The 24,848-nt window shown below is 33.7% G+C and carries 22 protein-coding genes; 12 read left to right on the top strand and 10 right to left on the bottom strand.

Features of this window, described 5'->3' with window-relative positions; all coding sequences use genetic code 11:
• Positions 1-42 precede the first annotated feature (42 nt).
• From BST92_RS13375 to BST92_RS13410, 8 genes are all read left to right on the top strand, one after another.
• On the top strand, positions 43-1,158 hold the full coding sequence (locus BST92_RS13375; protein WP_105071909.1) for an NAD(P)/FAD-dependent oxidoreductase: 1,116 nt from the start codon (positions 43-45) through the stop codon (positions 1,156-1,158).
• On the top strand, positions 1,155-1,871 hold the full coding sequence (locus BST92_RS13380; protein WP_105071910.1) for a methyltransferase domain-containing protein: 717 nt from the start codon (positions 1,155-1,157) through the stop codon (positions 1,869-1,871). Before BST92_RS13375 ends, BST92_RS13380 begins: the two co-directional genes overlap by 4 nt.
• On the top strand, positions 1,855-2,907 hold the full coding sequence (locus BST92_RS13385) for a type III polyketide synthase (protein WP_105071911.1): 1,053 nt from the start codon (positions 1,855-1,857) through the stop codon (positions 2,905-2,907). Before BST92_RS13380 ends, BST92_RS13385 begins: the two co-directional genes overlap by 17 nt.
• Positions 2,901-3,683 carry an SDR family oxidoreductase gene (locus tag BST92_RS13390; RefSeq protein WP_105071912.1) on the top strand — a complete coding sequence of 261 codons (783 nt, stop codon included), beginning with the start codon at positions 2,901-2,903 and terminating at the stop codon, positions 3,681-3,683. Before BST92_RS13385 ends, BST92_RS13390 begins: the two co-directional genes overlap by 7 nt.
• A 72-nt stretch (positions 3,684-3,755) precedes the next feature.
• The gene (locus BST92_RS13395; RefSeq protein WP_105071913.1) at positions 3,756-4,217 is read left to right on the top strand and encodes a 3-hydroxyacyl-ACP dehydratase FabZ family protein; all 462 of its coding nucleotides are present in this window, start codon (positions 3,756-3,758) and stop codon (positions 4,215-4,217) included.
• Entirely contained in the window at positions 4,210-5,493 is a 1,284-nt protein-coding gene (locus BST92_RS13400; protein WP_105071914.1) for a beta-ketoacyl-[acyl-carrier-protein] synthase family protein, read from the top strand. Before BST92_RS13395 ends, BST92_RS13400 begins: the two co-directional genes overlap by 8 nt.
• Before the next feature lie 30 nt (positions 5,494-5,523).
• The gene (locus tag BST92_RS13405) at positions 5,524-5,775 is read left to right on the top strand and encodes an acyl carrier protein (RefSeq protein ID WP_105071915.1); all 252 of its coding nucleotides are present in this window, start codon (positions 5,524-5,526) and stop codon (positions 5,773-5,775) included.
• Between the two features lie 111 nt (positions 5,776-5,886).
• Positions 5,887-6,498, top strand: coding sequence for a nitroreductase family protein (locus tag BST92_RS13410; protein WP_105071916.1), 612 nt, complete (start codon positions 5,887-5,889; stop codon positions 6,496-6,498).
• A gap of 61 nt (positions 6,499-6,559) precedes the next feature.
• Here BST92_RS13410 and BST92_RS13415 read toward each other — a convergent pair whose 3' ends face one another.
• From BST92_RS13415 to BST92_RS13430, 4 genes are all read right to left on the bottom strand, one after another.
• A complete protein-coding gene (locus BST92_RS13415; protein ID WP_105071917.1) occupies positions 6,560-6,853 on the bottom strand; it encodes a hypothetical protein in 294 nt (97 codons plus the stop codon).
• A gap of 83 nt (positions 6,854-6,936) precedes the next feature.
• Positions 6,937-7,878 (bottom strand): TerC family protein, encoded by a 942-nt coding sequence (locus BST92_RS13420; RefSeq protein ID WP_105071918.1) that lies wholly within the window; start codon positions 7,876-7,878, stop codon positions 6,937-6,939.
• Between the two features lie 80 nt (positions 7,879-7,958).
• Entirely contained in the window at positions 7,959-8,396 is a 438-nt protein-coding gene (locus BST92_RS13425; RefSeq protein ID WP_105071919.1) for a thioredoxin domain-containing protein, read from the bottom strand.
• Positions 8,389-8,694 (bottom strand): HPF/RaiA family ribosome-associated protein, encoded by a 306-nt coding sequence (locus tag BST92_RS13430; protein ID WP_105071920.1) that lies wholly within the window; start codon positions 8,692-8,694, stop codon positions 8,389-8,391. The genes BST92_RS13425 and BST92_RS13430 overlap by 8 nt, the downstream gene beginning before the upstream one ends.
• 216 nt (positions 8,695-8,910) lie before the next feature.
• Here BST92_RS13430 and BST92_RS13435 point away from each other — a divergent pair, with 216 nt between their 5' ends.
• A complete protein-coding gene (locus BST92_RS13435) occupies positions 8,911-10,779 on the top strand; it encodes a T9SS type B sorting domain-containing protein (protein ID WP_211292506.1) in 1,869 nt (622 codons plus the stop codon).
• 119 nt (positions 10,780-10,898) lie between these two features.
• Here the strand turns inward: BST92_RS13435 and BST92_RS13440 are convergent, their stop codons facing one another.
• Genes BST92_RS13440 through BST92_RS13450 form a run of 3 tightly spaced genes read right to left on the bottom strand, consistent with a single transcriptional unit; the run spans position 10,899 to position 18,516 of the window.
• Entirely contained in the window at positions 10,899-12,782 is a 1,884-nt protein-coding gene (locus BST92_RS13440) for an OmpA family protein (protein WP_105071922.1), read from the bottom strand.
• A gap of 20 nt (positions 12,783-12,802) precedes the next feature.
• The gene (locus tag BST92_RS13445) at positions 12,803-13,753 is read right to left on the bottom strand and encodes a PorP/SprF family type IX secretion system membrane protein (RefSeq protein WP_105072287.1); all 951 of its coding nucleotides are present in this window, start codon (positions 13,751-13,753) and stop codon (positions 12,803-12,805) included.
• 20 nt (positions 13,754-13,773) lie between these two features.
• A complete protein-coding gene (locus BST92_RS13450; protein WP_105071923.1) occupies positions 13,774-18,516 on the bottom strand; it encodes a T9SS type B sorting domain-containing protein in 4,743 nt (1,580 codons plus the stop codon).
• A 262-nt stretch (positions 18,517-18,778) separates the two neighbouring features.
• Between BST92_RS13450 and BST92_RS13455 the strand changes: the two genes are divergently transcribed.
• Genes BST92_RS13455 through BST92_RS13465 form a run of 3 tightly spaced genes read left to right on the top strand, consistent with a single transcriptional unit; the run spans position 18,779 to position 21,450 of the window.
• Complete coding sequence (locus tag BST92_RS13455) at positions 18,779-20,092, top strand: hypothetical protein (RefSeq protein ID WP_105071924.1); 1,314 nt, start codon at positions 18,779-18,781, stop codon at positions 20,090-20,092.
• Positions 20,093-20,136: 44 nt separating this feature from the next.
• Positions 20,137-20,703 carry a DUF4251 domain-containing protein gene (locus tag BST92_RS13460; RefSeq protein ID WP_105071925.1) on the top strand — a complete coding sequence of 189 codons (567 nt, stop codon included), beginning with the start codon at positions 20,137-20,139 and terminating at the stop codon, positions 20,701-20,703.
• 18 nt (positions 20,704-20,721) lie between these two features.
• Entirely contained in the window at positions 20,722-21,450 is a 729-nt protein-coding gene (locus BST92_RS13465; RefSeq protein WP_105071926.1) for a hypothetical protein, read from the top strand.
• Positions 21,451-21,760: 310 nt separating this feature from the next.
• Here BST92_RS13465 and BST92_RS13470 read toward each other — a convergent pair whose 3' ends face one another.
• The 3 genes from BST92_RS13470 to BST92_RS13480 all read right to left on the bottom strand — a co-directional run bounded on the left by BST92_RS13470 (position 21,761) and on the right by BST92_RS13480 (position 24,811).
• Positions 21,761-22,561 carry an SDR family NAD(P)-dependent oxidoreductase gene (locus tag BST92_RS13470; RefSeq protein ID WP_105071927.1) on the bottom strand — a complete coding sequence of 267 codons (801 nt, stop codon included), beginning with the start codon at positions 22,559-22,561 and terminating at the stop codon, positions 21,761-21,763.
• A gap of 94 nt (positions 22,562-22,655) precedes the next feature.
• The gene (locus BST92_RS13475) at positions 22,656-23,618 is read right to left on the bottom strand and encodes a 2OG-Fe(II) oxygenase (protein ID WP_105071928.1); all 963 of its coding nucleotides are present in this window, start codon (positions 23,616-23,618) and stop codon (positions 22,656-22,658) included.
• Positions 23,619-23,827: 209 nt separating this feature from the next.
• On the bottom strand, positions 23,828-24,811 hold the full coding sequence (locus tag BST92_RS13480; RefSeq protein WP_105071929.1) for a zinc-dependent alcohol dehydrogenase family protein: 984 nt from the start codon (positions 24,809-24,811) through the stop codon (positions 23,828-23,830).
• Positions 24,812-24,848: the final 37 nt, after the last annotated feature.

The raw sequence follows: 24,848 nt of genomic DNA on the forward strand, positions 1-24,848 counted from the left end.
TTTAATTTCTTAATTGGATGTCAAAGTTCTTACCTTTAACAGGTGAAGAAGAACTATGATGTTATTATTGCTGGTGGTGGTCTTGCTGGACTAGTCGCCGCAATTGAACTGTCCCAAAATTTCAATGTTTTAATTATTGATCCAGACACCTATCCACGACACAAAATGTGTGGAGAGTACTTAAGTATGGAAGTAAGTCTATATCTAAAATCGTTAGGTATAGATTTAAATCAATTATCAGATATTCATATCGATAAATTTAAGTTTACTCGTGGATCCAGATCTATTAAAGCAGCTACTTTGCCACTAGGAGGCATAGGTGTCTCAAGGTTTTCTTTAGATCATTGTCTCTATAAAGAGGCAATGAAAAGAGCAGATTTTCTACACGATCGTGTGACTGATGTTCACTTTAGTAATCTTGAATTCCAAGTAATTACTAGTACTGATGAATTAATAGCAAAACAAGTGATTATCGCTACAGGTAAGCGATCACTTTTAGATAAAAAACTAAAGCGCCCATTTATAGAAAAAAAATCACCATGGTTAGCTATTAAAATGCATTATCAATTTAAAATGCCCAATGACCTTGTAGAATTACATGCCTTTGACGGTGGATATGCTGGATTATCTAAATTAGAAAACGGTCATGTCAACCTTTGTTATTTAGTAAATTATAGTTCTTTTAAAAAATATAAGGATATTGATTCTTTTAATGAAAAGGTATTGACTAAAAATAAATCACTAAATAAATTTTTAAAAGATGCGGTTCCTTTATGGGAAAAACCCATTACAATTTCACAAATTTCCTTTGAACAAAAGGAACCTACAGAAAAGTCTTTAATTATGATAGGTGATACCGCTGGATTAATTCATCCATTATGCGGTAATGGAATGGCGATGGCTATTCATAGCGCAAAAATAGCATCACACTATATTACTCAATATCTCAATAATTATATCACTAGAGATCAAATGTTAATTGAGTATTCTAAAGAATGGAGAAAAACATTCTCATCTAGATTGCGCCATGGCAGATGGTTACAAAGGATACTATTACACAAAAAAATAACCATAATAGCTTACTGGCTACTAGAGCGTTTACCATTTCTATTACCTATTATTATTAAAAAAACGCACGGTAAACAAATACAACCATGATTTATCTAGATCACAAACGCAACACAGATCCAGAATGGATGGATGATCCTAATCTGGATGAGCAAATTTTACAAAATGCTATTAATGATATTAATAAGATAAATAAATGGCTAGGTGGCTTTAAATTCACACTTAGCGCTTTACAAAAGGAACTCAAAAAGATAAAGAAGAGTACGATTACTATAGTCGACGCTGGTTGTGGTGATGGTGAAATGTTACGATATCTTTCTTCTCATATCAACGATTCTAGAGTAAAATTTTTAGGATTAGATTTTAGTGCAAATTCTATTGAACAAGCTCGTCAAAATAGTATAGAGTTTTCTGATATACGCTTTCGCAAAAGCGATATTTTACAAATAAATGCAGCAGATATAGATTGTGATATTCTCATAAGCACACTGACCATGCACCATTTTAATGACACTGAAATAATTAGTTTTTTAAAGAAATTTAAAGAAATAACGACATATTCAATAATCATCAATGATTTACATAGAAGTAGACTAGCTTTTATGCTATTTCAACTTGTATGTCTTATTTTTATAAGAAATGAAATATCAAAACATGATGGGTTAATTTCTATCGCAAGCGGTTTTAAACGTGCTGATTTTAAACGATATGCACAGATGATACCTTTTAATAATGACTCAATACAATGGAAGTGGTCATTCCGATTTATATGGTTAATACCTGTCTATGAGTGTAAAAATTAAAGCAGTAGCCACGCAGCTACCACAATACTATAAAGAAACTAAAGAGATTTTACCATTTGTTGAAACATGGCTTGCAGATCAAGATGAAAGGCTAAGACGTAAAACTATTAAAATCTTTGAAGGTGCTGGAGTAGATAAAAGATATTCCATCATGGAACCTATAGAGGTTTTTACAAAAACATCATTTAAAGATCGTAATGATATTTATAAAAGAGAGGTTGTACCGCTAGCAGAAAAGGCTGTTCAAAAAGCACTAGCTAAAGCTAGCTGGCAGGCTACAGACTTAGATTACATTATATCGGTAAGTTGTACAGGCATTATGATACCTTCTATAGATGCTTATTTAATCAATAGAATGGGAATGAGACCAGATATCTATAGACTACCCGTAACAGAAATGGGATGTGTTGCAGGTGTATCTGGATTGATATATGCACAACAATTTTTAACCGCAAATCCAGGTAAACGTGCTGCTGTAATCGCAGTAGAAGCGCCTACAGCGACATTTCAACTAGAGGATTATTCAATGGCTAATATGGTGAGTGCGGCCATTTTTGGAGATGGTTGTGCTTGTGTTTTGCTATCTTCTCAAGAAGATGATGATGGGCCAGAAATTAAAGCTCATGAAATGTATCATTTTCCAGATGCTACGCATATGATGGGATTTGATTTAGTGAATAGTGGTTTGCAAATGGTCCTTGACAAAGCGGTGCCAGAAACGATTGCAGCGCATTTTCCAGCGATTGTGCATCCATTTTTAGAGAAACAAGGCTTAACTATTCAAGATATCAATCACTTAATCTTTCATCCTGGTGGTAAAAAAATCGTTCAGACTGTAGAAGAACTATTCGGTAAACTAGGTAAGAATATTTATGATACTAAAGAAGTACTGAGACTTTATGGCAATATGAGTAGTGCCACGGTATTATTTGTTTTAGAGCGTTTTATGAATCAGAATTTAGAAAAAGGTGAACGTGGTTTGATGTTAAGCTTCGGTCCTGGATTTACAGCACAACGTATTTTATTGGAATGGTAAGAGAATTTGAAGGGAAATATGGAATTATTTTAGGTGGTAGTAGTGGCCTAGGCTATGCCAGTGCTTTAAAACTCGCACAGCATGGTATGAACTTAATCATTTTTTATCGTGCTTCAAGAATGCAATTACCTGAAATAGAAGAACGATTCAGTAAAATTAAAGAACAAAACATTTCACTATTTACCATCAATACTGATGCTACTAGAGAAGACCGATTAGATAGTAATATCCATCAGATAAAGGAATTACTAGAAAATCAGCCCATTTATTTGTTATTACATAGTATTTCTAAAGGTAATTTAAAGCCTATGACTGGTGAGTCCGTACTAAGCTCTGGTGATTTTCAACAAACGATTTATTCTATGGGAATCAGCTTATATAGTTGGGTTTCTAGATTGCAACAAGAACAGTTATTTGCTCAACCAGCACGTGTCATTAGTTTTACAAGTGAAGGAAACACTAAACCTATGATAGGTTATGCAGCTGTAAGTGCCGCTAAAGCAACGCTTGAAGCGATAAACAGAAACATAGCGCTAGAATTTGCACCATTTAATATTACCGCTAACTGTATTCAAGCTGGTGTGACTGATACTGAAAGTTTAAAACGCATTCCTATGTATGATCAACTGAAATCAGAAAGTTTAAAACGTAATCCTAATCAAAGATTGACTATGCCTGAAGATGTTGCAAATGCTGTGTATTTATTAGCACGCAAAGAATCACAATGGATGACGGGTAATGTGTTAAAAGTAGATGGTGGTGAGTTTCTACAATAACCACTTTAATAAATCATAAATACCTGTCATATAAATTATTAATATACTTGACATAAAGTAATAAATTAACCTATGCTATTAAATGATTTTGATAAAATAGTCGCTAACTTACCCTATGGAGATGGATTCAAATTTGTGGACCATATCCTAGAGATGGATGAAGAACATGTGATAGGTGTGTATCGCTTTCGCGAAAGCGAATACTTCTACAAACATCACTTTATCAATAATTCTATCACGCCAGGTGTCATTCTAATAGAATGCATGGCACAAATAGGACTAGCTTGTCTAGGTTCTCACTTAATGCGTGAAGAAAGCGGAAACTTAGATGTTGTTTTTACTGAAAATCATATTGTTTTTAATAATACTGTAAAACCAGGAACGGTAGTCATAGTAAGTGCTAAGAAAGAATATTTCCGTTTTGGGAAACTAAAATGTTTAGTCCAAATGGTGGATGAAAACGAGCAGAAAATTGCTGAAGGTTGGGTGAGTGGTATGATTATAAACGCTCAGAATACTGGTAACAATGATTAATTCAAGATTAAAAAGAGTGGTTGTAACAGGATTAGGTGTCGTAGCTCCTAATGCCACAACTGTCTCTGATTTCTATCAAGCATTACTTTCTGGAACTAGCGGATTGAGATTTGACCAGCAATTAGCAGATTTAAACTTCGGTTGTCAGGTTTCAGGAACTCCACAACTGACAAAAAAACAAATCGCTGATAATTTTACACCACTACAACTTAGAGGTCTTAAGGCTAGCGGATTAGTTTACGGCGTAATTGCCGGAAAAGATGCTTTTAAAGATGCTGGACTAGAAGTAGCTGGTAAGGAAGAAACTCTTGAAGATTTTGGAATCATCATGGGAACTGGACAAAGTGGTGGTGAGAAATTTAGAGAAGCAATTCATTTAATTGATGATGGTCGTGTACGCAGGTTAGGTAGCACAAGTGTTATTCAAACCATGACTAGTGGTATAAGTGCTTGGTTATCTGGTGAGATAGGTGCTGGTAATCTAGTGACAAGTAATTCTAGTGCTTGTTGCACAGGAACAGAAGCCTTTATAATGGGTTATGAGCGCATTGCTTATGGACGTGCTCAACAAATGTTAGTAGGTTCTACTAGTGATTCTGGACCCTATATTTGGGGTGGATTTGATGCTATGCGTATCTTACCAACAGGCTATAACGATCGACCACATCTAGCGAGTAGAGCATTTTCTAACGATGCTGCTGGCTTTGTACCTGGTAGTGGAGCAGGAGCAATGATTCTTGAAGAATTAGAAAGTGCATTAAATCGAGGAGCTACCATATATGGAGAAGTTTTAGGAGGTTCTTTAAATTCTGGTGGTCATCGTGGTCAGGGCAGTATGACTGCGCCTAATGGTGACGCCGTACAAAAATGTATCCAGCAAGCTATTTTTAATTCTGATATAACTAGTACAGAAATAGATGCCATCAATGGTCACGTGACAGCTACCGGTAAAGATGCTTATGAGATACAAAATTGGGTTGAAGGATTAGAGTTGAAAAATCATTTCCCGTATTTGAATAGTTATAAATCGACAATAGGTCATTGTCTCGCTGCAGCTGGTAGTATAGAGCTAGTAGGTGCGATATTGCAACTGAAACATCAGCAAATATTTGCAAATCTAAACATAACTGAACTACACAAAGATATTAAGGCTATCTATCCAAATAATAAAGTGCCTATCAAAAATGTTTATACAAAAATCGATGTGTTGATAAAGGCTAGTTTTGGTTTTGGTGACATTAATGCTGCTGTAGTACTTAAAAAATGGGAAAATTAATTGAAAACTTAATTTTCAAAAAGACATAATATGAAGAAAGAAGAAATTGAAAATCAATTACACGATATTGTAAAGGTGTATTTACCTCAAGACGTTAGTACTAAAGAGATAGGTCCCGATAGTCATTTAATGCAAGATTTAGGTATCAATAGTGCACATTTAGTAGATATAGCATTAGATGTTGAAGATGCTTTTGATATCATGTTAGACGAAAAAGATATGGAAGAGATGCAAACAGTTTCAGATTCTGTCCAAATAGTATTAAGAAAGTTAAACTCTTAATTTTTTAAATTATTATTTATAGCTTCTCTTAAAATACTATTAAGGTTACAATAATTTTATTAAAAATATTACTTTAAATAGCTTTTAGCCCTTTATCTTGTAAAAAAAAAGATGAATAAAGAAAATACACCACTTAAGAAGACGCCTAACGACCATTCTATAATGGATACTATTAAAGACAGGTGGAGTCCTAGAGTCTTTGCCGATATACCAGTTTCTCAAACAGATTTACAATCCTTATTTGAAGCAGGAAGATGGGCTGCTAGTAGTAACAATTTCCAACCTTGGAATATAGTTTGGGGTGTTAAAGGAAGTAAATCATATGAGCGCATTATGAATCATCTTGTTGAATTCAATCAATCATGGGCTGTTAATGCTCCTGTCCTAATGTTGGGTGTAATCAATACGAAAACACCAGATGGAAAAGATAATTACCATGCATTACATGATCTAGGACAGTTTACTGCAAATATGGCTTTACAAGCGCATAGCATGGGTATTGCGATCCATCAAATGGCAGGTGTTGATTTTGAAGCGGCCAAAAAAGAATTTGAGTTTCCTGAAGAATATCACGTAGCGACAGCGATCGCGGTAGGTTATTATGGAGGCGATAAAAATAATCTTAATGAGGATTTACAAGGCGCCGAAACATCTCCAAGAGTGCGTAAAAAACAAGATGAATTTATTTTTAATGGAAATTTTGTTAAAAGAGAATCCTTATAAATAGACTTTATTATTGCATCTATTGCATTATTAAAAAGCTCCTAATTAATTAGGAGCTTTTTTATGCTGATAAAAACCTATCGTTTTGATGAAAATATTTCTTTACATCATCAATTAAAAAGCTAACAGATTTTTTAAACCGTCCTTTTATTGACTTAAAGGAAATCAAGCAGTTATTATGTTTTAAATAAATAGAGGCTGCTTCTTTTGTGCGTCCATTATGGTCTATAACCAATTGAAAATTGACCTCTACGTTTTCAATAGCTTTTGATTCAATTATAGGTAACAACTCGTCCTGTATTAGCTTTTCAAGTCGTTGTTTTTGTTGTGTATGTTTATATGTATAAGTAATCATCGAGCGTATTTAATAGATATACGCAACACAATAGTCAATTGGTTTTAAATATAATGTTAAAATTGACCATGGATTATGATGGTTTAATCAATCTTATGAGGTAATAATCGAGAGGCTAGTACGCCTAACATTAAAGCAATAAAGATAAAGGATAAGGATACCCATTCTGGTAAATGTATGTAATGTACAAGAATCATTTTAAGCCCTACAAACGTTAATATAGCTATGAGACTGTAATGGATATATTGAAATTTATTTAAAAGATTAGATAAGAAGAAATACATACTACGTAAACCAATGATCGCCATAATATTGCTTGAAAAAACTAAGAAGGGATCTGAAGTAATTGCTAGAATAGCAGGAATAGAATCCAATGCAAATAATACGTCTGTTAGTTCAATAACAATCAAGGCAAGAAATAGAGGAGTAGCTATTAATTTCCCCATCTTTTTTATAAATAAGTCTTGGCCTTCAATACGGTCTGTAACAGGAAACCATCGACGTGCTAACTTATAAATAGTTGATTCTTTAGGATTAAAATCATCGTCTTTACTAACTAACATTTTAAATGCGGTATAAAGTAAAAATGCACCAAATATGTAGGTCATCCAGTCTATTTCTCTAATTAAAGCGACACCAAAAAAGATCATGATTGCTCTAAAAATCAAAGCACCTACAATACCCCAAAATAATACACGATGCTGATACTGTTGCTCTATCGCAAACGATTTAAAAATTATGGCAATGACAAAAATATTATCAATACTAAGTGATAACTCAATAAGATAGCCGGTAATATATTTTATAGATGCTTTACTAGCACTTAAATTTTCAGGATTTGCTATGTGACTACCGTCATAAATTAAATAGATAATACCTGTAAAAGCTAATGCAATTGAAACCCATAGTATTGTATACTTAGTAGCCTCTTGTGTGCTTATAACGTGGGCATTTCTATTAAACACTAATAAATCTAGAGCTAGTAAAATAGTCACAAAGATTATAAAGGAAATCCATATCATCATAGTACCAAAGTTAACATAGTTTCATATAAAAAGGCTTTGATTTATATAAATCAAAGCCTTTTTCAAATTGAGATATACTTTTAATATTTATTTTCTTTTCCTATCTCTGTTTTATCAATTCCTATACTGTCTGTGTCATGAAACCTAGTCACCTCGCTATAGTTTTTAATGATCTTTGCAGTTTCACCTTTTATCATAATTGGAAAAATAAGCATCTCAGGATCGTTTTGTAAAATTTTAATGGTATCGTCTGCACTAAGCTCTTTCTCTTTACCATATCGATTCTCAAAAGCAGAATGATCTGTATCAATCAATCCATGGACAGTAATGGATAGTTTTTCTGCAATTTCTGCCCATACAGTACCAGTAACTTTAGTTTTACTGATGTCTACAGCGTGACAATCCTTTTCTGCACTTTTAGTGTATGCAAAAATTTCTTTATGATTCTTGATTTCAGAATTATAAATAAGGATTAATAAATTTTCTTTTGTATTAAGTACTGACATTTGATTAGACATGATCTATGAGTTCTGATTTACGTTTTTCACATTGTGTTTTTAATTGATTAATTACTTTAGACACAGCATCATTAAAATTAGATTGCGATTCTTCTGCAAATAATCTAGGACCTGGTGCGCTCAGGCGTATTTCTGCAATCATACCAGATTCTTTACTTTCTGTATTTTCTACTCTATAAAAGACATCTGCTCTGGTTACCCAGCTATATCGATCTGCGATAGTTTGTAATTTCTCTTTTGTAAAATTTTCTAGCTCTGTACTTCCAGAGACGTGCTGATAATTGAATTGGATTTGCATATTGATTTTTTATTTGAATTTACATTCAAAATCTGATTAAAGCATTTGTTTTTAAAAAGCTTTAACGTGTAATTAGTAAGAAATTATGAGAGTAATAGACATATTCATAAACTTATACCAATTGTATTATCAATTATATCTTCGTTGTATATTACTACTATTTAAATTTTAAAGCTGGATGCTACATCATTTGTGATTGTGCCTTATATTTTCATCATGAATAAGAAGTATACATTTTTAATAATAGGGTTATTGTGTTACGCTTTCGCGAAAGCGCAATTACAATTTTGCGATGGTATATTAGGTCCAGCCATATTTACTGAAGATTTCGGTTCAGGTACAAATAACGGCCCAGCACTGTCAAATACAGTAACTTCATATCAATATGTAAACGCGGCACCTCAAGATGGTGAATATACTATCTCGAGTGACTCTGGTCAACTAGGTAGCTGGTTTTCTTTTCCTGATCATACTGGTAACAATAATGGTAAAATGCTTATTGTTAATGCAGGATTTACCGCAGGACAGTTTTATAGAACACCTATAAATGGCTTATGTGAAAATACACCTTATGAATTTAGTGCATGGATTATGAATGTACTAGATGGCGTTCAAAATGTATGTGGTAGCACAGAAATACCCATACAAGTGCGTTTTGAAATATGGGATGCTACAGATACAACATTACTGGCTGATGGGACTATGAATCCTAAATTTGCAGATCAACGTCCTACATGGATTAAATATGGCCTGACTTTTACAACGAGTGCTGGACAAAATGGAATTATTCTTAAAATGATTAATGTAGGTGCTGGTGGTTGTGGTAATGATCTAGCGATAGATGATATAAGTTTTAATGTTTGTGGTGATGATGTATTAATAGCTACATCGATGGGTGAAACTGTAGTTTCAAAATGTGATAACAATCCTGCACAGGTTTTACAATTAACTGCCACGGTACAGTCTGGTGCTCCATCTCTTACGGCATATCAATGGCAACAAAGTAGTGACGGTAGTACTTTTACAGATATTGCAGGTGCAAATGGTTTCTCTTTTAACACGCCACCTTTAAACTCTACAACATATTATAGAGTAAAAATTGCAGGTGCACCAGCAAATCTTACTAATTCAAGTTGCTTTTCATTTTCTCAAGTTTTTGAATTTAGAAATGTTACAGTACCACTAGCTGTTCCTAGACAAAATCCTTATATATCCTGTGATGGTGAACTGGTTGATTTAATTGTAGATGTTGCTCCAGGCACAACAGCTTTCTGGTATGAAAATGCTACTGGCGGCAACTCTATACATGATGATTCTATTGATTACACCACGACGGTTGATGGGACATACTGGGTTGAAACGCAAGACATTGCCACAGGATGTCTTAGTATTTCTAGAGTACCTATAAATTTTATTAATCGTTCTTCTCCTATAGTGAATAGCGATGACTTTTTATTGTGTCCTGGAGACATGGCCTTATTGAATACACAGTTCACAAATGGTTTTTATCGATGGAGTAGCGGCGAGACTACAGATCGCATAACCGTTGATCGTGCAGGATTGTATACCTGTGAGGTAACTAATCTTGAAGGTTGTACTACAACAGCCATTTTTAATGTTGATTTTATTGAAACTCCAGTTATCTCAACGGTGTCTGTAACCGGTGATGAGTTAACGGTTATCATGCTCAATTCGGGTGATTTTCAATATAGCATTGATGGTCTTAATTATTACAATGAACCAGTTTTTAATATTAATGGCTTATTACAAGTTAATGTGAGAGTAAAAGATCGAACTGGTTGTGAGGTCTCTTTCTTTACATATAATCGTATCAGTATCCCTCTATTTTTCACACCTAATAATGATGGTTATCACGATACTTGGGATATTGATAATATAGATGCATTTCCAGGTGCAAGGCTAGAGATTTTTGATCGATACGGTAAATTAATCAAACAGATTAACAATTTAGTCGTAGGTTGGGATGGTCTTTATGATAATCAACCATTACCTAGTAGCGATTACTGGTATAAACTATACTATAATGAGCAATTACTGACAGGTCATTTTACATTGAAACGATAAAATAAATGTTGTGGGATAACGCTTTCGCGGAAGCGATTAAATAAATCACTAATTCAAAAAAATAAATCCCAATAGACTAGAGGCCTATTGGGATTTTATTATTAAAAGTTGAGATGAGGTTACTGAACTATTTTAAATTCACATCTTCTATTAATTTCATATTCCTTATCAGTACATATTCCTTCTTTAACACAGTTGTTAAGTGGTTGCATTTCACCATAACCTATGCTTCTAAGTCTGCGTCTTTCGATTCCCTTACTTACCAGATATTCAAGAGTAGATGCTGCTCTTTTCTTAGACAATTCTAGATTATACTCACTAGGTCCACGCACATCTGTATGAGCAGACACTTCAATATACATAGCAGGATACTTTTTCATTATACCAACTAACTCGTCTAAGGTACGTGCTGCCTCTGGTTTAATAATAGCTTTATCAAAATCAAAGTATATTTGATCTAGTTCTACTTGTATATCGCCTTTACGATCTGGCTTGATAGTAGCCTCAGCATCTTGATAAGATAATAAGGTTAAGTAGATATCATGACTGATACGACCATTCTTATCTGTAGAGAATTGAACATCTTGAGGTATATATAATTTTCGAGTACCTCTAATGGTGTATTTTCTATTAGGCTCTAGTTTAAAGAAATAGGTAGCATCATCACCTACAATCATATCGTCAATCAATATCTCTCGTTCATCTAACAAGGATACTAATGAGCCTGGTAGCAACTTATTAGAAATACTATCCTTAACGATTCCTTTTACAGCATATTTAGTAAGAATATTTTCTTCTCTAGTTGTTCTATATAATTTATCAATACCTGATCGATTTGATGAGAAATATGCTTTATTAAGGTTTTCATTAATTATAAAAGCAAAATCATCTCTAGAGCTATTAATAGTAGTTCCTAAATTAATCGGTGTCGTAAACTCACCATTTACCAGGTCACTTCTATGTATGTCTAATCCGCCTACACCTTGTTTACCATTTGTTGAATAGTACAAGGTATTTATATCACTGATATAAGGGAATTGATCTAAGTGTTGAGTATTAATTTCTTTACCTAAATTAATAGGTTGTCCATAAGTACCATCATCATTGATGGAGACTTTGTATAAATCAAACTCGCCATAACCACCTGGCATATCACTTGAAAAATATAGAGTTGAACCATCTTTACTAATTGCGGGATGTTGTACACTATACATATCATTATTAAAGGATAGTGGCTCTACATTACTCCAGACTCCATCTACAAGCTCTGCCTTGTAAATTTTCATGTTAGAAACTGGGATATCATTAATTTTAACACGCTTCTCATTATTCCTATTAAAATACATTACAGTTCCGTTATTAGTAAATACAGCATTGCTTTCATGTAAATCTGTATTAATACTAGGGAAAGGTCTTATAGATTTTAAAGAACCATCTCTTTCTAATGTTGCTTGATATAAGTCTAAATATGGTAGTCCATTCCAGGCATAAACTGGTCTTTCTAGATTACGTGAAGAAGCAAATACCACCTCTGACTCACTCAAAAAACTCATTCCAAAATCACTGTTAGTTCCTTCATTACGAATAGGAGTGACTGTGAAATTATGAGGTGTGCTTTTTTCTAATTCTTTCAAAAATTCTTTTGTGTTCCAATCTTTACCTTGATAATATAAAAGATAACTATCTGCTTTATCATAATCTTTAAGCGCAAGGAGAGATTGCGCGTATCTGTAGATTCTATTATAATCTGTGATTTGACCATTGTTATCTTCAACAGATGAATACGTAAATGCAGCTTTGGCCATATCACCAGTAAAGTAATAGCAGTCACCTAATTTTTTGAGTACTTCATCTGTTTGTTTTAAGTTTTTATAATTTTCTATAGCTTCTTTGTAAGCTTGATTTTTATAAAGTCTATTCGTGTTTCTTAGGCTTAAATTTTGTGCACTTAAGAATGTAGTAGTGCATAAAATTATTAAAATCGTGGTTATGATGATTCTCATAATGGTAGTTATAGTGTGATTTAAAAGAATCTAGGAGAGCGGTCATAGCCACTTTTCCAGAATTTTGATTTTACATTAAATAGCAACATGATCTCATGTGATCCTGTGTTGTAATTACCTAGATTATTAACTGTATAATCATAAGCATATCCAATTCTTAAATTGGGCGCTACTCTGTAATTGACTAATCCGCTTAAAGCATCTCCAAAACGGTAGGCAAGTCCAGCTTCAAATTTTTCATTGAATAAAATATTTGCGGTCAGGTCTAAGCTAAGAGGAGACCCTTTAACACCTTTCACCATAAATGCTGGTTTGAATTTTAAATCTTTATTGATGTCAAATACATATCCACTAGTTAAAAAGAAATGTATGTCTTGAACTCCAGTAGATTGAATCCCATTTTCATTTTCAAGATGCTTAGTAGTCAGTAGGTTAGGAGCTGATAAACCTACATAATATTGATCAGTAAAGTAAAAAGCACCTAAACCAACATTGGGAAAAGTTTCTGTAACATTTTCATTAAATGCCACGTCTGTGTCAACACCACCAGATTGTAAGTTGAATCCGTTAAAATTAGCGTCAAATAATGTGACACCAGCTTTTATCCCTAAAGACAATTTTCCCTGTTCTGATATTGGTAATACATATGCAAAATCTGCATAGATATTGTTTTCAGTAACAACATTACCTATATCATCATTAGTAAATGATAGTCCTAGTTCTACTCGTTCACTTACAGGATAATGGACAAAAAGGGAAGCCGTTTTAGGTGCTCCTTCTAGTCCTACCCATTGGGTACGGTACAACGCACCGATGTTTACTTCTGACTTATTACCAGTAGCATATGCTGGGTTAATTATATTCTGATTGTACATGTACTGCGTGAATTGAGGATCTTGTTGAGCAGTACTTTTCCAAGCCGCGCATATTGCTACTGCAAGGAATATATATGTTGTATAAATATTTTTCATGATTGTCATAGTTGTAACCACTATCGGCTTAAGTAAAGTCTTCCTTGTTCAGGCTTAGTGCTTCCATCATTAAAGTTCAATATGTAGAAATAAACTCCTACGGGTAGTTCTCCATCGCTTAATAAAGCTTTCTGATTTGAGAAGCCGTTAAAACGTGGAGTATTGTTAGTACCTTCGTAAACTAAATTACCATGTCTATTATAGATTTCCATTCTAAAATTAGGATACAAAAAGCCTAAATTTTCTACATCAAACGTATCATTTACACCATCGTTATTAGGCGAGAAACCGTCAGGCACAACAACCTTACCACATGCCGTTAAATCTGTTGTTACAGCTAACCTTACATTACTTTCACATCCCGTAACTATATCAATAAGAGCCGCATAATAAGTGGTTCCATTCACTAAAATGGTTGAAATAGGAAGGACTGTACTACTATCGACAGCATCATACCAGACCACATTAGAACTAATCATGTCGTATTCATTTATATTGACAATTAAGTTTTCTAATGTTGGATTATCATTGATACAAAATAAGTTTCCATCTACAGAAAGACTAGGAGTAGGCGCATCACCAACTACTACTGAAACTTGAGCTCTTACACTAGATTCACAACCTGTAGCATTCGTCTGTGTTGCATAATATGTCGTTCCATCTATTAGCAAGTCTGCATCTGCCAATGGTATTGTTCCATCTATGGAGTCATACCAATTGACCATAGTACCGTTCACAGCGGCATCTAAATCTATAACCATAGCATCATCTGTGGCACAAAATTCAAGAGTAGCGTTAACAACTGTCGGAGCCGCAGTATCATCTATCTGTATTACTATTTGCGATGAATCATCAGTATTACATGGCGTTGTAGCAGTAACAGTATAAACATATACACCTGCATTGTCTATAGATGGATCAAAAATATTGCCTCCACTATTTAATAAAGGTGACCATGTTCCTGTCGAGTCAGGTGTACCACCTAATTGCGTTAATAAATCAATCGGTGTGTCAATAACACAAATATTTAATGCACTATCTAATCCAGCATTAGGCGCTGTTGTTACAGTAACAGTAACTGTGGCCGTATCAGTATTACAATCATTCATCACTGAATATTGATAAGAACCTGCCATGTCAACTAATGGATCAAAAACACCTGTAGTACTATTTAACATAGGCGTCCAAGTACCACCTTGATCAGCAGTTCCTAATAAAGAAAATAAATCGATTGTCCCATTATCACTACATAAATCTATAGATGTACTAGAACCAGCTGAAACTGGAGATTGAACTATAATCGTAACTGTTGTAGTGCTGTCTATACAAGGTGCATTAGCCGCAATAGTATATTCAAAATCATAACTTCCATCAGCAACCATTGTAGCATCAAATATATTACCTGTTAACGCACCAGTTCCGTTTGTATCTACCCAAACACCACCAGCATCTTGAGTTCCATCTAATGCAGTGAATAAATCTACAGTGGTCAAATCACTGCAAACGGTTAATGGTACTACGTTACCAGTACTAGGTGTATTATAGATTGTAACTACAACAGCTAGCGCTGTAGCAGATTCACAATTAGTAAGTGCGTCTATTTGAGTCGCATAATAGTCTTCTCCATCAATAAGTACATCTGTAGAGTTGGATGATATCGTTAGTGCCGCATCCTCATACCATTGAACACTATTCCCTGTGGCAACTAAATCTGCTATGGTAGCATTGTCACAAAAATCTTGATTCATATTAGCTGTAGGTGCCGCTATGTCATTTATAACTATGGTAACTGTAACTGAATCACTAGCGCAAGTTCCTAAAGCAGGAACAGTATAAGTAAAGTCATAAGCTCCAACTGATAAAACTGTAAGATCCACACTTGAACCTGATAAAACACCAGTAGTATCATCATCATTCCATGTACCACCAGAATCATTTCCAGAAAGTTGATTGAATAAATCTAAAGTTTGTCCTGTTGTTATAGCACTAAGGCAAATTTCAAAACTAGTAGCTGTTCCTGCTTCTGGAGCCATCTCTACAGTCACAGGTACTATAGAGGTAGAGGTACAGTTTCCGTTAACTACTGTATAACTAAAATTATAGGTTCCAACGTTAAGTAAGGTTAAATCCACATTGCTTCCAGTTAAAGCACCAGTCGAGTTATCATCATTCCAGGTACCATTTAAATCTTCACCTGTTAACTGACCAAACAAGTCCAAAGGAGAATTTGCAACAAGATCCGTCTCACAAACAAGGAATGGTGTCACTGTACCTGAGTTTGCCAACTCATAAATGACTACCGTTACCGTCACATCAACATCAGTACAAGTTCCTATTGCAGGTACACTGTAGGTGAAATCAAATGTTCCGTTTCCTAATGTTGTTAAGTCTATTGGATTTGTTACTGCTGTTCCAGTAGAGGAATTTCCTGTATACCAAGTACCATTTATATCTTGAGTTCCATCTAGTAGATTAAATAAATCATAAGGTGAATTAGCTGCTACTTGATCCTCACAAACTTCAAATGGAACACCTATATAATTACCAGATTCAGGTGCTGGTTCTATAATTATAGCAACCGTAGAGCTATTCATACATCCATTAACATCTATAATTGTATATGAAAAATTATAAGTACCAACCGCAAATCCGGTAATATCGACATTACTACCCGTTAAAGCACCGGTAGCATCATCATCAATCCAGGTTCCTCCAGCGTCTTGCCCCATAAGTTGATTAAATAAATCAACAGGAGTATTAGCTGCCAAATCATTAATACATACAGAAAGTGGAGTAGAAACCCCAGTATTAGGTAGTGGATTAATGATAACTGTTACGGTAACATCCATATCAGTACAAGTTCCTATTGCAGGTACACTGTAGGTGAAATCAAATGTTCCGTTTCCTAATGTTGTTAAGTCTATTGGATTTGTTACTGCTGTTCCAGTAGAGGAATTTCCTGTATACCAAGTACCATTTATATCTTGAGTTCCATCTAGTAGATTAAATAAATCATAAGGTGAATTAGCTGCTACTTGATCCTCACAAACTTCAAATGGAACACCTATATAATTACCAGATTCTGGTGCTGGTAAAATAGTAATGTTGATGGTTTCTGTATCTAAACAAGAGCCGTTATCAATTGTGTATGTAAAGCTATACGGGCTTCCTGTGACCGTATAACCAGTTATATCAACCGGATTCGTGACTACATTATTTGCAGCATCCGTCCAAATACCTAAATTATTATCTTGAGTTCCATCTAATGAATTAAATAAGTCATAAGGTGAATTTCCAATTAAATCATTCTCACAAAATTCAGTAGATATTGCCACACCGGCATTTGGATCTTGAAGAATAATTACTTGAACCGTTGTTGATTCTTCGGGACATGGATTAGGGCTTAGATTTTGACTATAGGTAAAATCATAAGTACCTGGCATAAGCCCAGTAAAATTAAATGGAGAAGTAACCACGGGAGAAGCACTTGTAGTACCTTGTGTCCATATACCGCCAGCATCTTCATTATCTAATAGTAAAGATAAATCATAAGCAGCAGGAGCTTGAGATTCACAAAAAGTTAGAGGAATGATGGCAGAAGGTATACCAGAGGATAAAACATCATTAACAATAATTACAATTGTTGTACTTTCATCAGGGCATGCGCCTGGTCCTGGTACGGTATATACATAATTATAAGTTCCCGCTATTAGAGTGCTAATATTGGTTGTTCCTTGATTACCATTTGTAATGCTAGTAGGACCGGTCCATGCACCTGTGGTATCTGGCATACCCGTTAATAAAGGAAATAAATCAAAATCTGTTGCTGGTAAACTATCAATACAATATTCGATCGTATCTCCTATACCTGGATTTGCAGGATCATCGATTTGAACCGTTACTGCAACGACATCACTTTCACAAAAGAAATTATCTGCTTGCACATAATAGGTAGCACCATCTACTAAAGCTGTAGTAAGTTGTAACGCTGGTGGTATAGGATTATTTGCAACATCAACATCACTGTACCAATTAAAATTATCTGTAGTACCAGCATCTAAATCGGCAATAGTAGGATTAGCATCACTACAAAATTCTTGAGTTAATGGTGGAGTAGGAGCACTTGGCGAAGGAAAGACCGCAGTACTTCCAGATTCAATTTGTCCCTTACATCCAGTACCATCTACAAAAACTATAAAGTAATTTGCATTACCCGTTAGTGCATTAGTAGGACTGACCATCATGGTTAATTGAAAATCTGAATAAATTTCAACACTACCACCAGCTGGAATATTAACAGCCAGTGCTGTATCTATATAACTTTGTACAGTAGGCATTTCATTAGAGCAAAATATAGCATCTAGACTTTGTCCACTAGGATTTACGGTAAAATCCACGATTAACGGTGATCTAGTACCACAGTTGCCAGAAACATCGCCTGCATAATAGGTACCTTCTGTAACTAACTGTGACTGAGGAATAGGTGAACCACCAGTAGGGTTTAAGAACCATCTTACTGCATTAGGTCCTGGTATTACAAATGCATTTAAATCGCTGTAGGTAAGTTGGGAAGCATCACAAATCACTTGAGGTGAAACAGGTACGGTAGGACACTGTGCCTGTATGCTTAAAAAAGGTAGACCTAAAAATGCTATAAACAGCCATTTTCTTTTGGTCCAACTAGAGAGTAAGTTTTTTTCATAAAAAATAATCATCCATTTATCAATAAACAAAAGTAACTTGTCTGTGAACCCTTTATCCATAAGTAAAGATTAGAGTTGTTAAACGTTCATTAACAATCGGCAAAATACAGAAATTACAGTTATAAATCATTTTCACTTATCTATTTCGTACTTATTTATATAAAAATAGATGTATAATTTCCTCAAATAGATTTTTTATTAAAATATGATACTGTACTTTTAAGAGGTGTTTTTATACTCGCTTTCGCGAAAGCGTTATAATTAAACCATTTATGTTCCCTATATATTTATAGATTTAATCAGCTTTATAGAGCTTAATTCAATGGAAAAGCAACATCTCAAAATATCAAATAAAAACTATGCACCTGTAAGTTGGCAATTAGAATTCTTAATAGCTGGAGGAATTATTTTTTCATTATATACCAGTACAGATTATTTTAAACACCTCTTCTTATTAAAATATCCCATTTCAAATTTTGATTATGCACAGGTTCTCCTTTTTTTTGGAACTTATGTTTTAACTAGAGTATTATTGATTGGATTTGGTCTAAACTTAATTTTAAGAACGGTATGGCTTGCTTATTACGCCATTTCTTATTGGTACCCAGATGATGTTAATTATGAAAAATTGAAACTTAATTTTTATCAAAAGAAACATCATCAGACACAGGCAAACGCAAAAGAAAGACTCTTAATTTTAGATAAATGGGCTAATCTTAGTTTTAGTATTACTATCATATTTACCTTTATTGTATTCAGTTCTATAATTGTATTACTATTTATTCAATTCATTCTGGCCGAAGTTTTAGGTGCATACTGGTTGATTAATAACGCCATTTTTAATTATGCATCAGCTATAATTGTACTACTATTACAATTAGGAATTTTTGATTTTATAATAAAGAAAAAGCATCAACGCGGAGCTTTTTTTAAAATAGGGGACATACTATATAAAATCTACTACTATGGCAGTGGATTGTTTTTTTACAGGCGTGAATTATTAGTATTGCGTACAAATGGAAAGAATTGGTTGTTACTATCTTTTGGTACGGGATATCTTTTACTAGCGTTATTTATATCTATCAATCAGATAGGTGAATTTTATGAAGCAGGTACTTTTAATGTTAATCTATTTGATGATCGTATCACATTTAATGAGTCTAAAAATTATATCATTGATTATAGAACTTATGAAGATCAGCTGGGAATGGAAGAGGTATTTTTTAATGGCGGTATACAAAGTCAATATATAAAGGATAATTATTTAAAAGTCTTTGTCGTACACCATCGTAAGCATGACTGGTACTTAAAATATGTTAGAGATAGTTTAAACTTGACTACTTATAATCCACCAAAATCAGATAGTTTAAGGAAATTATATAATGAAGAAAGAGCTAGATTAGATCAACAATCACTCAATAGACTTCTTAAAGTTGAGATAGATGGACATGAATATAAAAACCTGAATTGGGATCGTTACAAACATTTCAAAACTAAAGAGCAAGGCTATCTAACTTATATAATGATTGATACCCTTAAGAAAGGTAGACACCAGATTAATACCTATACTAGAAATAGATATACTGGAGATGTAAAATTGTCATACAGTTTCTCAGTACCTTTTTTTGTAGATTAAGGCTGTATAGTTTGTAATCATCCAATTTTTAAATCGAACGTAAAATGAAAAATGTATCTTTTGCTATCCTAGTTATATTAACGATCATAAGTTGTAAGTCTAACCTTAATACTGTTGAAACCGCTCAAAAACAAAAACAACTCAATGAAATCGCAAATAAGGTACGACAAGATGATTATAAGATAGTGATGAGCGCAGCATATCCATTAGCTACAAATGCTGTTACTAATGTACTCAATGGTGTTTTAATTCCTAATGGTGATACCGCAAATCGAATCGATTTAACTGATAGAGATGATTATATCGAGCTAGGGGACAGGTCTGTATTAGGTAGTTTGTCTTACTATGGTGAACGACGTATATCTTCAGGTTATGGTAATCAAGACACTGGAATTAATTATAAAGGTATACCAGTTAATTATTCACAAAAAATCGATTTTAAGAAAGGATTGGTGCGCATTGAATATCAAATTAATAATCAGGCAGAATCTTTTGACATCACCATAGAGGTTTTTGCAAATAGAAAGGCTAATGTACATGTGAGTAGTACGCACCGCTCAAACATACGATATACAGGAATGATGGAACAAATTAAAGAATTACCATTATAAAACTTATGCAATAAATGTATGAAGCTTTTTAATAAAAAACGCCTTGAACAAATCCAATGGAGTGGATTAAAAAAATACACTCTATATGCAATAGGAGAGATCCTACTGGTAGTTGTAGGTATATTAATTGCCTTATGGATTAATAATTGGAATCAAGAAACAACTGCCATTAAACAACAAAGAGATATTGCACTGAGAGTAATGTCACAATTAAAGAAAGATCAAACCAACATTAGAAAGTTCATTGATACCTTAGAATTTCAATCAGATTTATTTGATTTATTACTTACAGAGCGTACACTTAGTCAGACTGAGATGAAAACGCTACATGAAGAATTGCCTTATCTGGTAACAGTTCAAGTATTTATTTTAAATCAACAAGATGAAACACTTCAAATATTAAGTCATAACAAAGCCATCGATAATCCGGTATTAAAAATATTAGAATCTATAGAATCGGATTATAAATACAATCTAGAAATGCTTCAGATATCAGAAGATAAAATGGTTGATGAGATTATGGGGAATTTAAATTATTTAAAGAATAATAAGGATTGGTATTATAAACTGATTTTAGGATATGATCTAACGGATGAGGAGTTTTCATATTTTAAATCTAATGATTATAAAAATCGTGTAGCTCAAATGGAGCTTATGTCACACCAAGGATATTTATCCTTATTATATCAGTTTGAATTTGATATCAATAATCATATAAAAGAATTGGATGCTATATTAAAAGAGTAGTAATAAGTTTAAAAATACTCTATTTGACATAATATAAATTATAGAACAAAAATACAGTTTAGTTCATAAGAGTAGTTTATCCATTTGATAGCTATAATCTAGTATGATTATGTAGCTATACTGAAAGCATTCGTCTTCATAAGAATAATTGGAACTAAGATTATTATTACTCTGATTATAAATCCCGTATTCGATAAAATGTTCGTGATAAAAATTTTTAGACGATTCTCGTGGATCGTTACAAAATCATAAATTATAAGAAAAATAAAATTCTATGTACTTCATGTGATAGATAATATAAAACATTAAATTAATTGTCTCTAATTATTTCATTAGTAAGATTTAATAAGATATTAATTTTCTCTTGATCAGTAGTATCCGGATGAGCCATGGCAAAACTTCCCTTATCATTATCAAAATATTTTCCTGTAGCGTCTTTATATGCATCAGAAGTTGCTAAATCAAATAATATATTAACGCCTTTTTCTGCTGGAGACCAATGCTGACCATAGGCTTCTTTAGCCATTTTAGTGTTTAGTAATGAACCTGGATTTACCGCTATAGTTGTAACATTTGAATGTTGTTTTGCAAAGTAAAAACTCCACATGGTTAGTGCCAGTTTGCTTTGCGCGTAAGCTTCGTTGGCACTGATAGATACATCGCCTGTTAAAATGCCTTTTTTAACTGAAGATTGTGCTGCAGAACTTAAATTTACTATTCTTGGTGCTGACCCTTTTTCTAGAACCGAAATAATATTTTCTGTTAAAATATAAGGTGCCAAATAATTTACAGCCATTCTTATATCTAAACCTTCTTTTGTTTTAGCTGAAGGTGTTTTTAAAACTCCTGCATTGTTAATTAAAACATCTATACTTGGTACTTCATTTTTTATTTGTTCTGCCATTTGTTTTACAGCATTTAAATCTGAAAAATCTGCCACAAATCCTTTTACATTATCATTTTTTGAAGCGGTTTTTATTGCGCTAATTGTATCGTTTACTTTAGCTTCACTTCTACCGTGAATATAAACTGCGTTTCCTTCTTTGGCTAATTTTAAAGCGGTTAGTTTTCCTATGCCGTCTGTACTTCCTGTTATTAATATATGTTTCATAGTATTTTTTTATGTTGATAAAAACTGACAATACAACTATTGCCAGTTTTATAATTTTATTTTTGTCTGATATAATAAACTACGCTTGCTGTAATTAAAACGGTGCAGCGGTATCTTTAGGACCATCAGGTAAACTCCAACGTTGGCGAGCGGTTACGCTTTCCAAAGCGACATCCTTAATGGTATCACTATTACTATTTCCATAACTACTGGTACTACCACGTGGTATTTCCATATTATCGCCATATAGCCAAACCACTAAATTACTGCGTTGTCCGCTTGTAATTGGGTGCGTTGCGTGTGGCACATTACCTCTATGGATGATGGCTTTTCCTGGCTCAAACTTAGTTTGTACCGTTTTACCAGAAACTTTATCATAGAAATCGACTATAGAACCTGTAAATTCTTCATCAGGTAAGTTAGTATTTATATTTAATGTTGCTGACGAAGCATCGGTATGCGCGTGTAAATCCTTGTCTTTATCTGGATTGTATTGTATTGAAAATCCAAAAGTTTGATTGTCGTAACCGTAAGTCCCCAATAATAATCGAGAAATCGGGCGCATATAACGGTCCATAATATCATTATAAAATGCCTGAAAGCTTGGTGTTGCTAAATATCCTTCAGATCTAGGATCTAACATCATTCCATAACGGTTTAATTGAATACCGTAAGGCGCACGTTTAGGAATTTTTGATTTTACTACGTCTTCTAAATACTGACGAAAATCTGCTAAACGTTCTAAATCAAAAAACTGTGTTTCATAAACGCCTGGAATTATTTCTTTCCATAAATCGGCAACAGCATTTTCTTTTTCTTGATTTTCCCAAGCATCTTCAATTGCCTTACGTAACTTTGGATCTAGTAAAGATTCGTCTGGCAATAATAAATTGTCTTTGTTTTTTAGTTCCCACTCTGCCCAAGCATCTTCTAATAATTTTCGATTATCATTCCAAAATTTTGAAACTGATGGATCGCGTCTTAAAGATAATTCTCTTGATGGTACTTCTAAAGCACGAGCTTCTGCAAGTGCATTTGTATGTTCTATTGTTTTCATAATTATATGTTTTAAGTATAGCTACTGCTATTGTATTTTTTATCTATCACAAAATTATGCACAAGCGGCTGTTCTGCTTTGGTAGTAAAAATGGTGGTTTTAGTAAAAAACAAGGTTTTGCTATTTTTTAAAATGAAAAACGCCTCTAAAAAGAGGCATTCAACACTATTAATTTACCATAAGGATACATTGCAAATCCTTATTTGTTTTTAGTTCTCAACGACTATTTTACCAATAGCTTTTCCGCTTTGTAAATGTGTGTAAGCATCACCAACTTCTTCTAACGAAAACTTGTTTTCATCTACTATTGGCGTTAAATGTCCTTCGTTAGAAATTTCAGCTAAACGCTCTAAAATATTTCCGTGTACATCTCTTTTAAAATTGTGCAACATCGGTATTAGCATAAATACCACGTGTAATGATGCTCCTTTAAAGTGCAATGGCGTTAAATCTAATTCAGATAACGACACCGTAGTAGAAATGTGTCCGTTTAAGGCAACCGCTTCAATAGAATTGGTCAGGTTTGCACCACCAACAGTATCAAAAACCACATCAAAACCACCATCGGTATATTTTGCAGTATAATCGGCTACTTTTTCAGTTTTAAAATCGATAAAAGTTACGCCAAATTTTTCAACAATAGCTTTTTGATTATCACCAGTACCTGTAGCAAAAACTTCTGCTCCAAAATACTTTGCTAACTGCACCGCTAAATGACCAACACCACCGGAACCACCGTGTACCAATACTTTCTGACCTGCTATTACGCCTGCTCTTGTTAAACCCTCGTAAGCTGTAATTCCTACTAATGGTAAAGCTGCAGTTTCTCGCATAGTTAAGTCTTTTGGTTTGTGCGCTACAAGGTTGCTATCCGCTACAATATATTCAGTTAGGGTTCCTGGTAAATCGGCTAATCCGCCAGCACAACCGTATACTTCATCTCCAACTTTATATCCCTCTACTCCTTCTCCAACAGCTTCTACTGTTCCAGAGAAATCCATACCTAATAAGGCAGGTGTAGCTGGCGATAATGGTAAATCGGTTCCCATATTCTTAATCATAGTGTCAATAGTATTTACACTAGATGCTGCTATTTTTACCAATACGTGATTTGCTTTTACTGCAGGTTTTTCTATTTCTGATACTTCGAAATTTCCGTTTTCTCCGTAGTTGTTTATAAGCATTGCTTTCATATCTAATCTTCTTTTTTATTTAATAATAATTCTTGTT

This window comes from Nonlabens arenilitoris, from assembly GCF_002954765.1.
Taxonomy (GTDB): Bacteria; Bacteroidota; Bacteroidia; order Flavobacteriales; family Flavobacteriaceae; genus Nonlabens; species Nonlabens arenilitoris.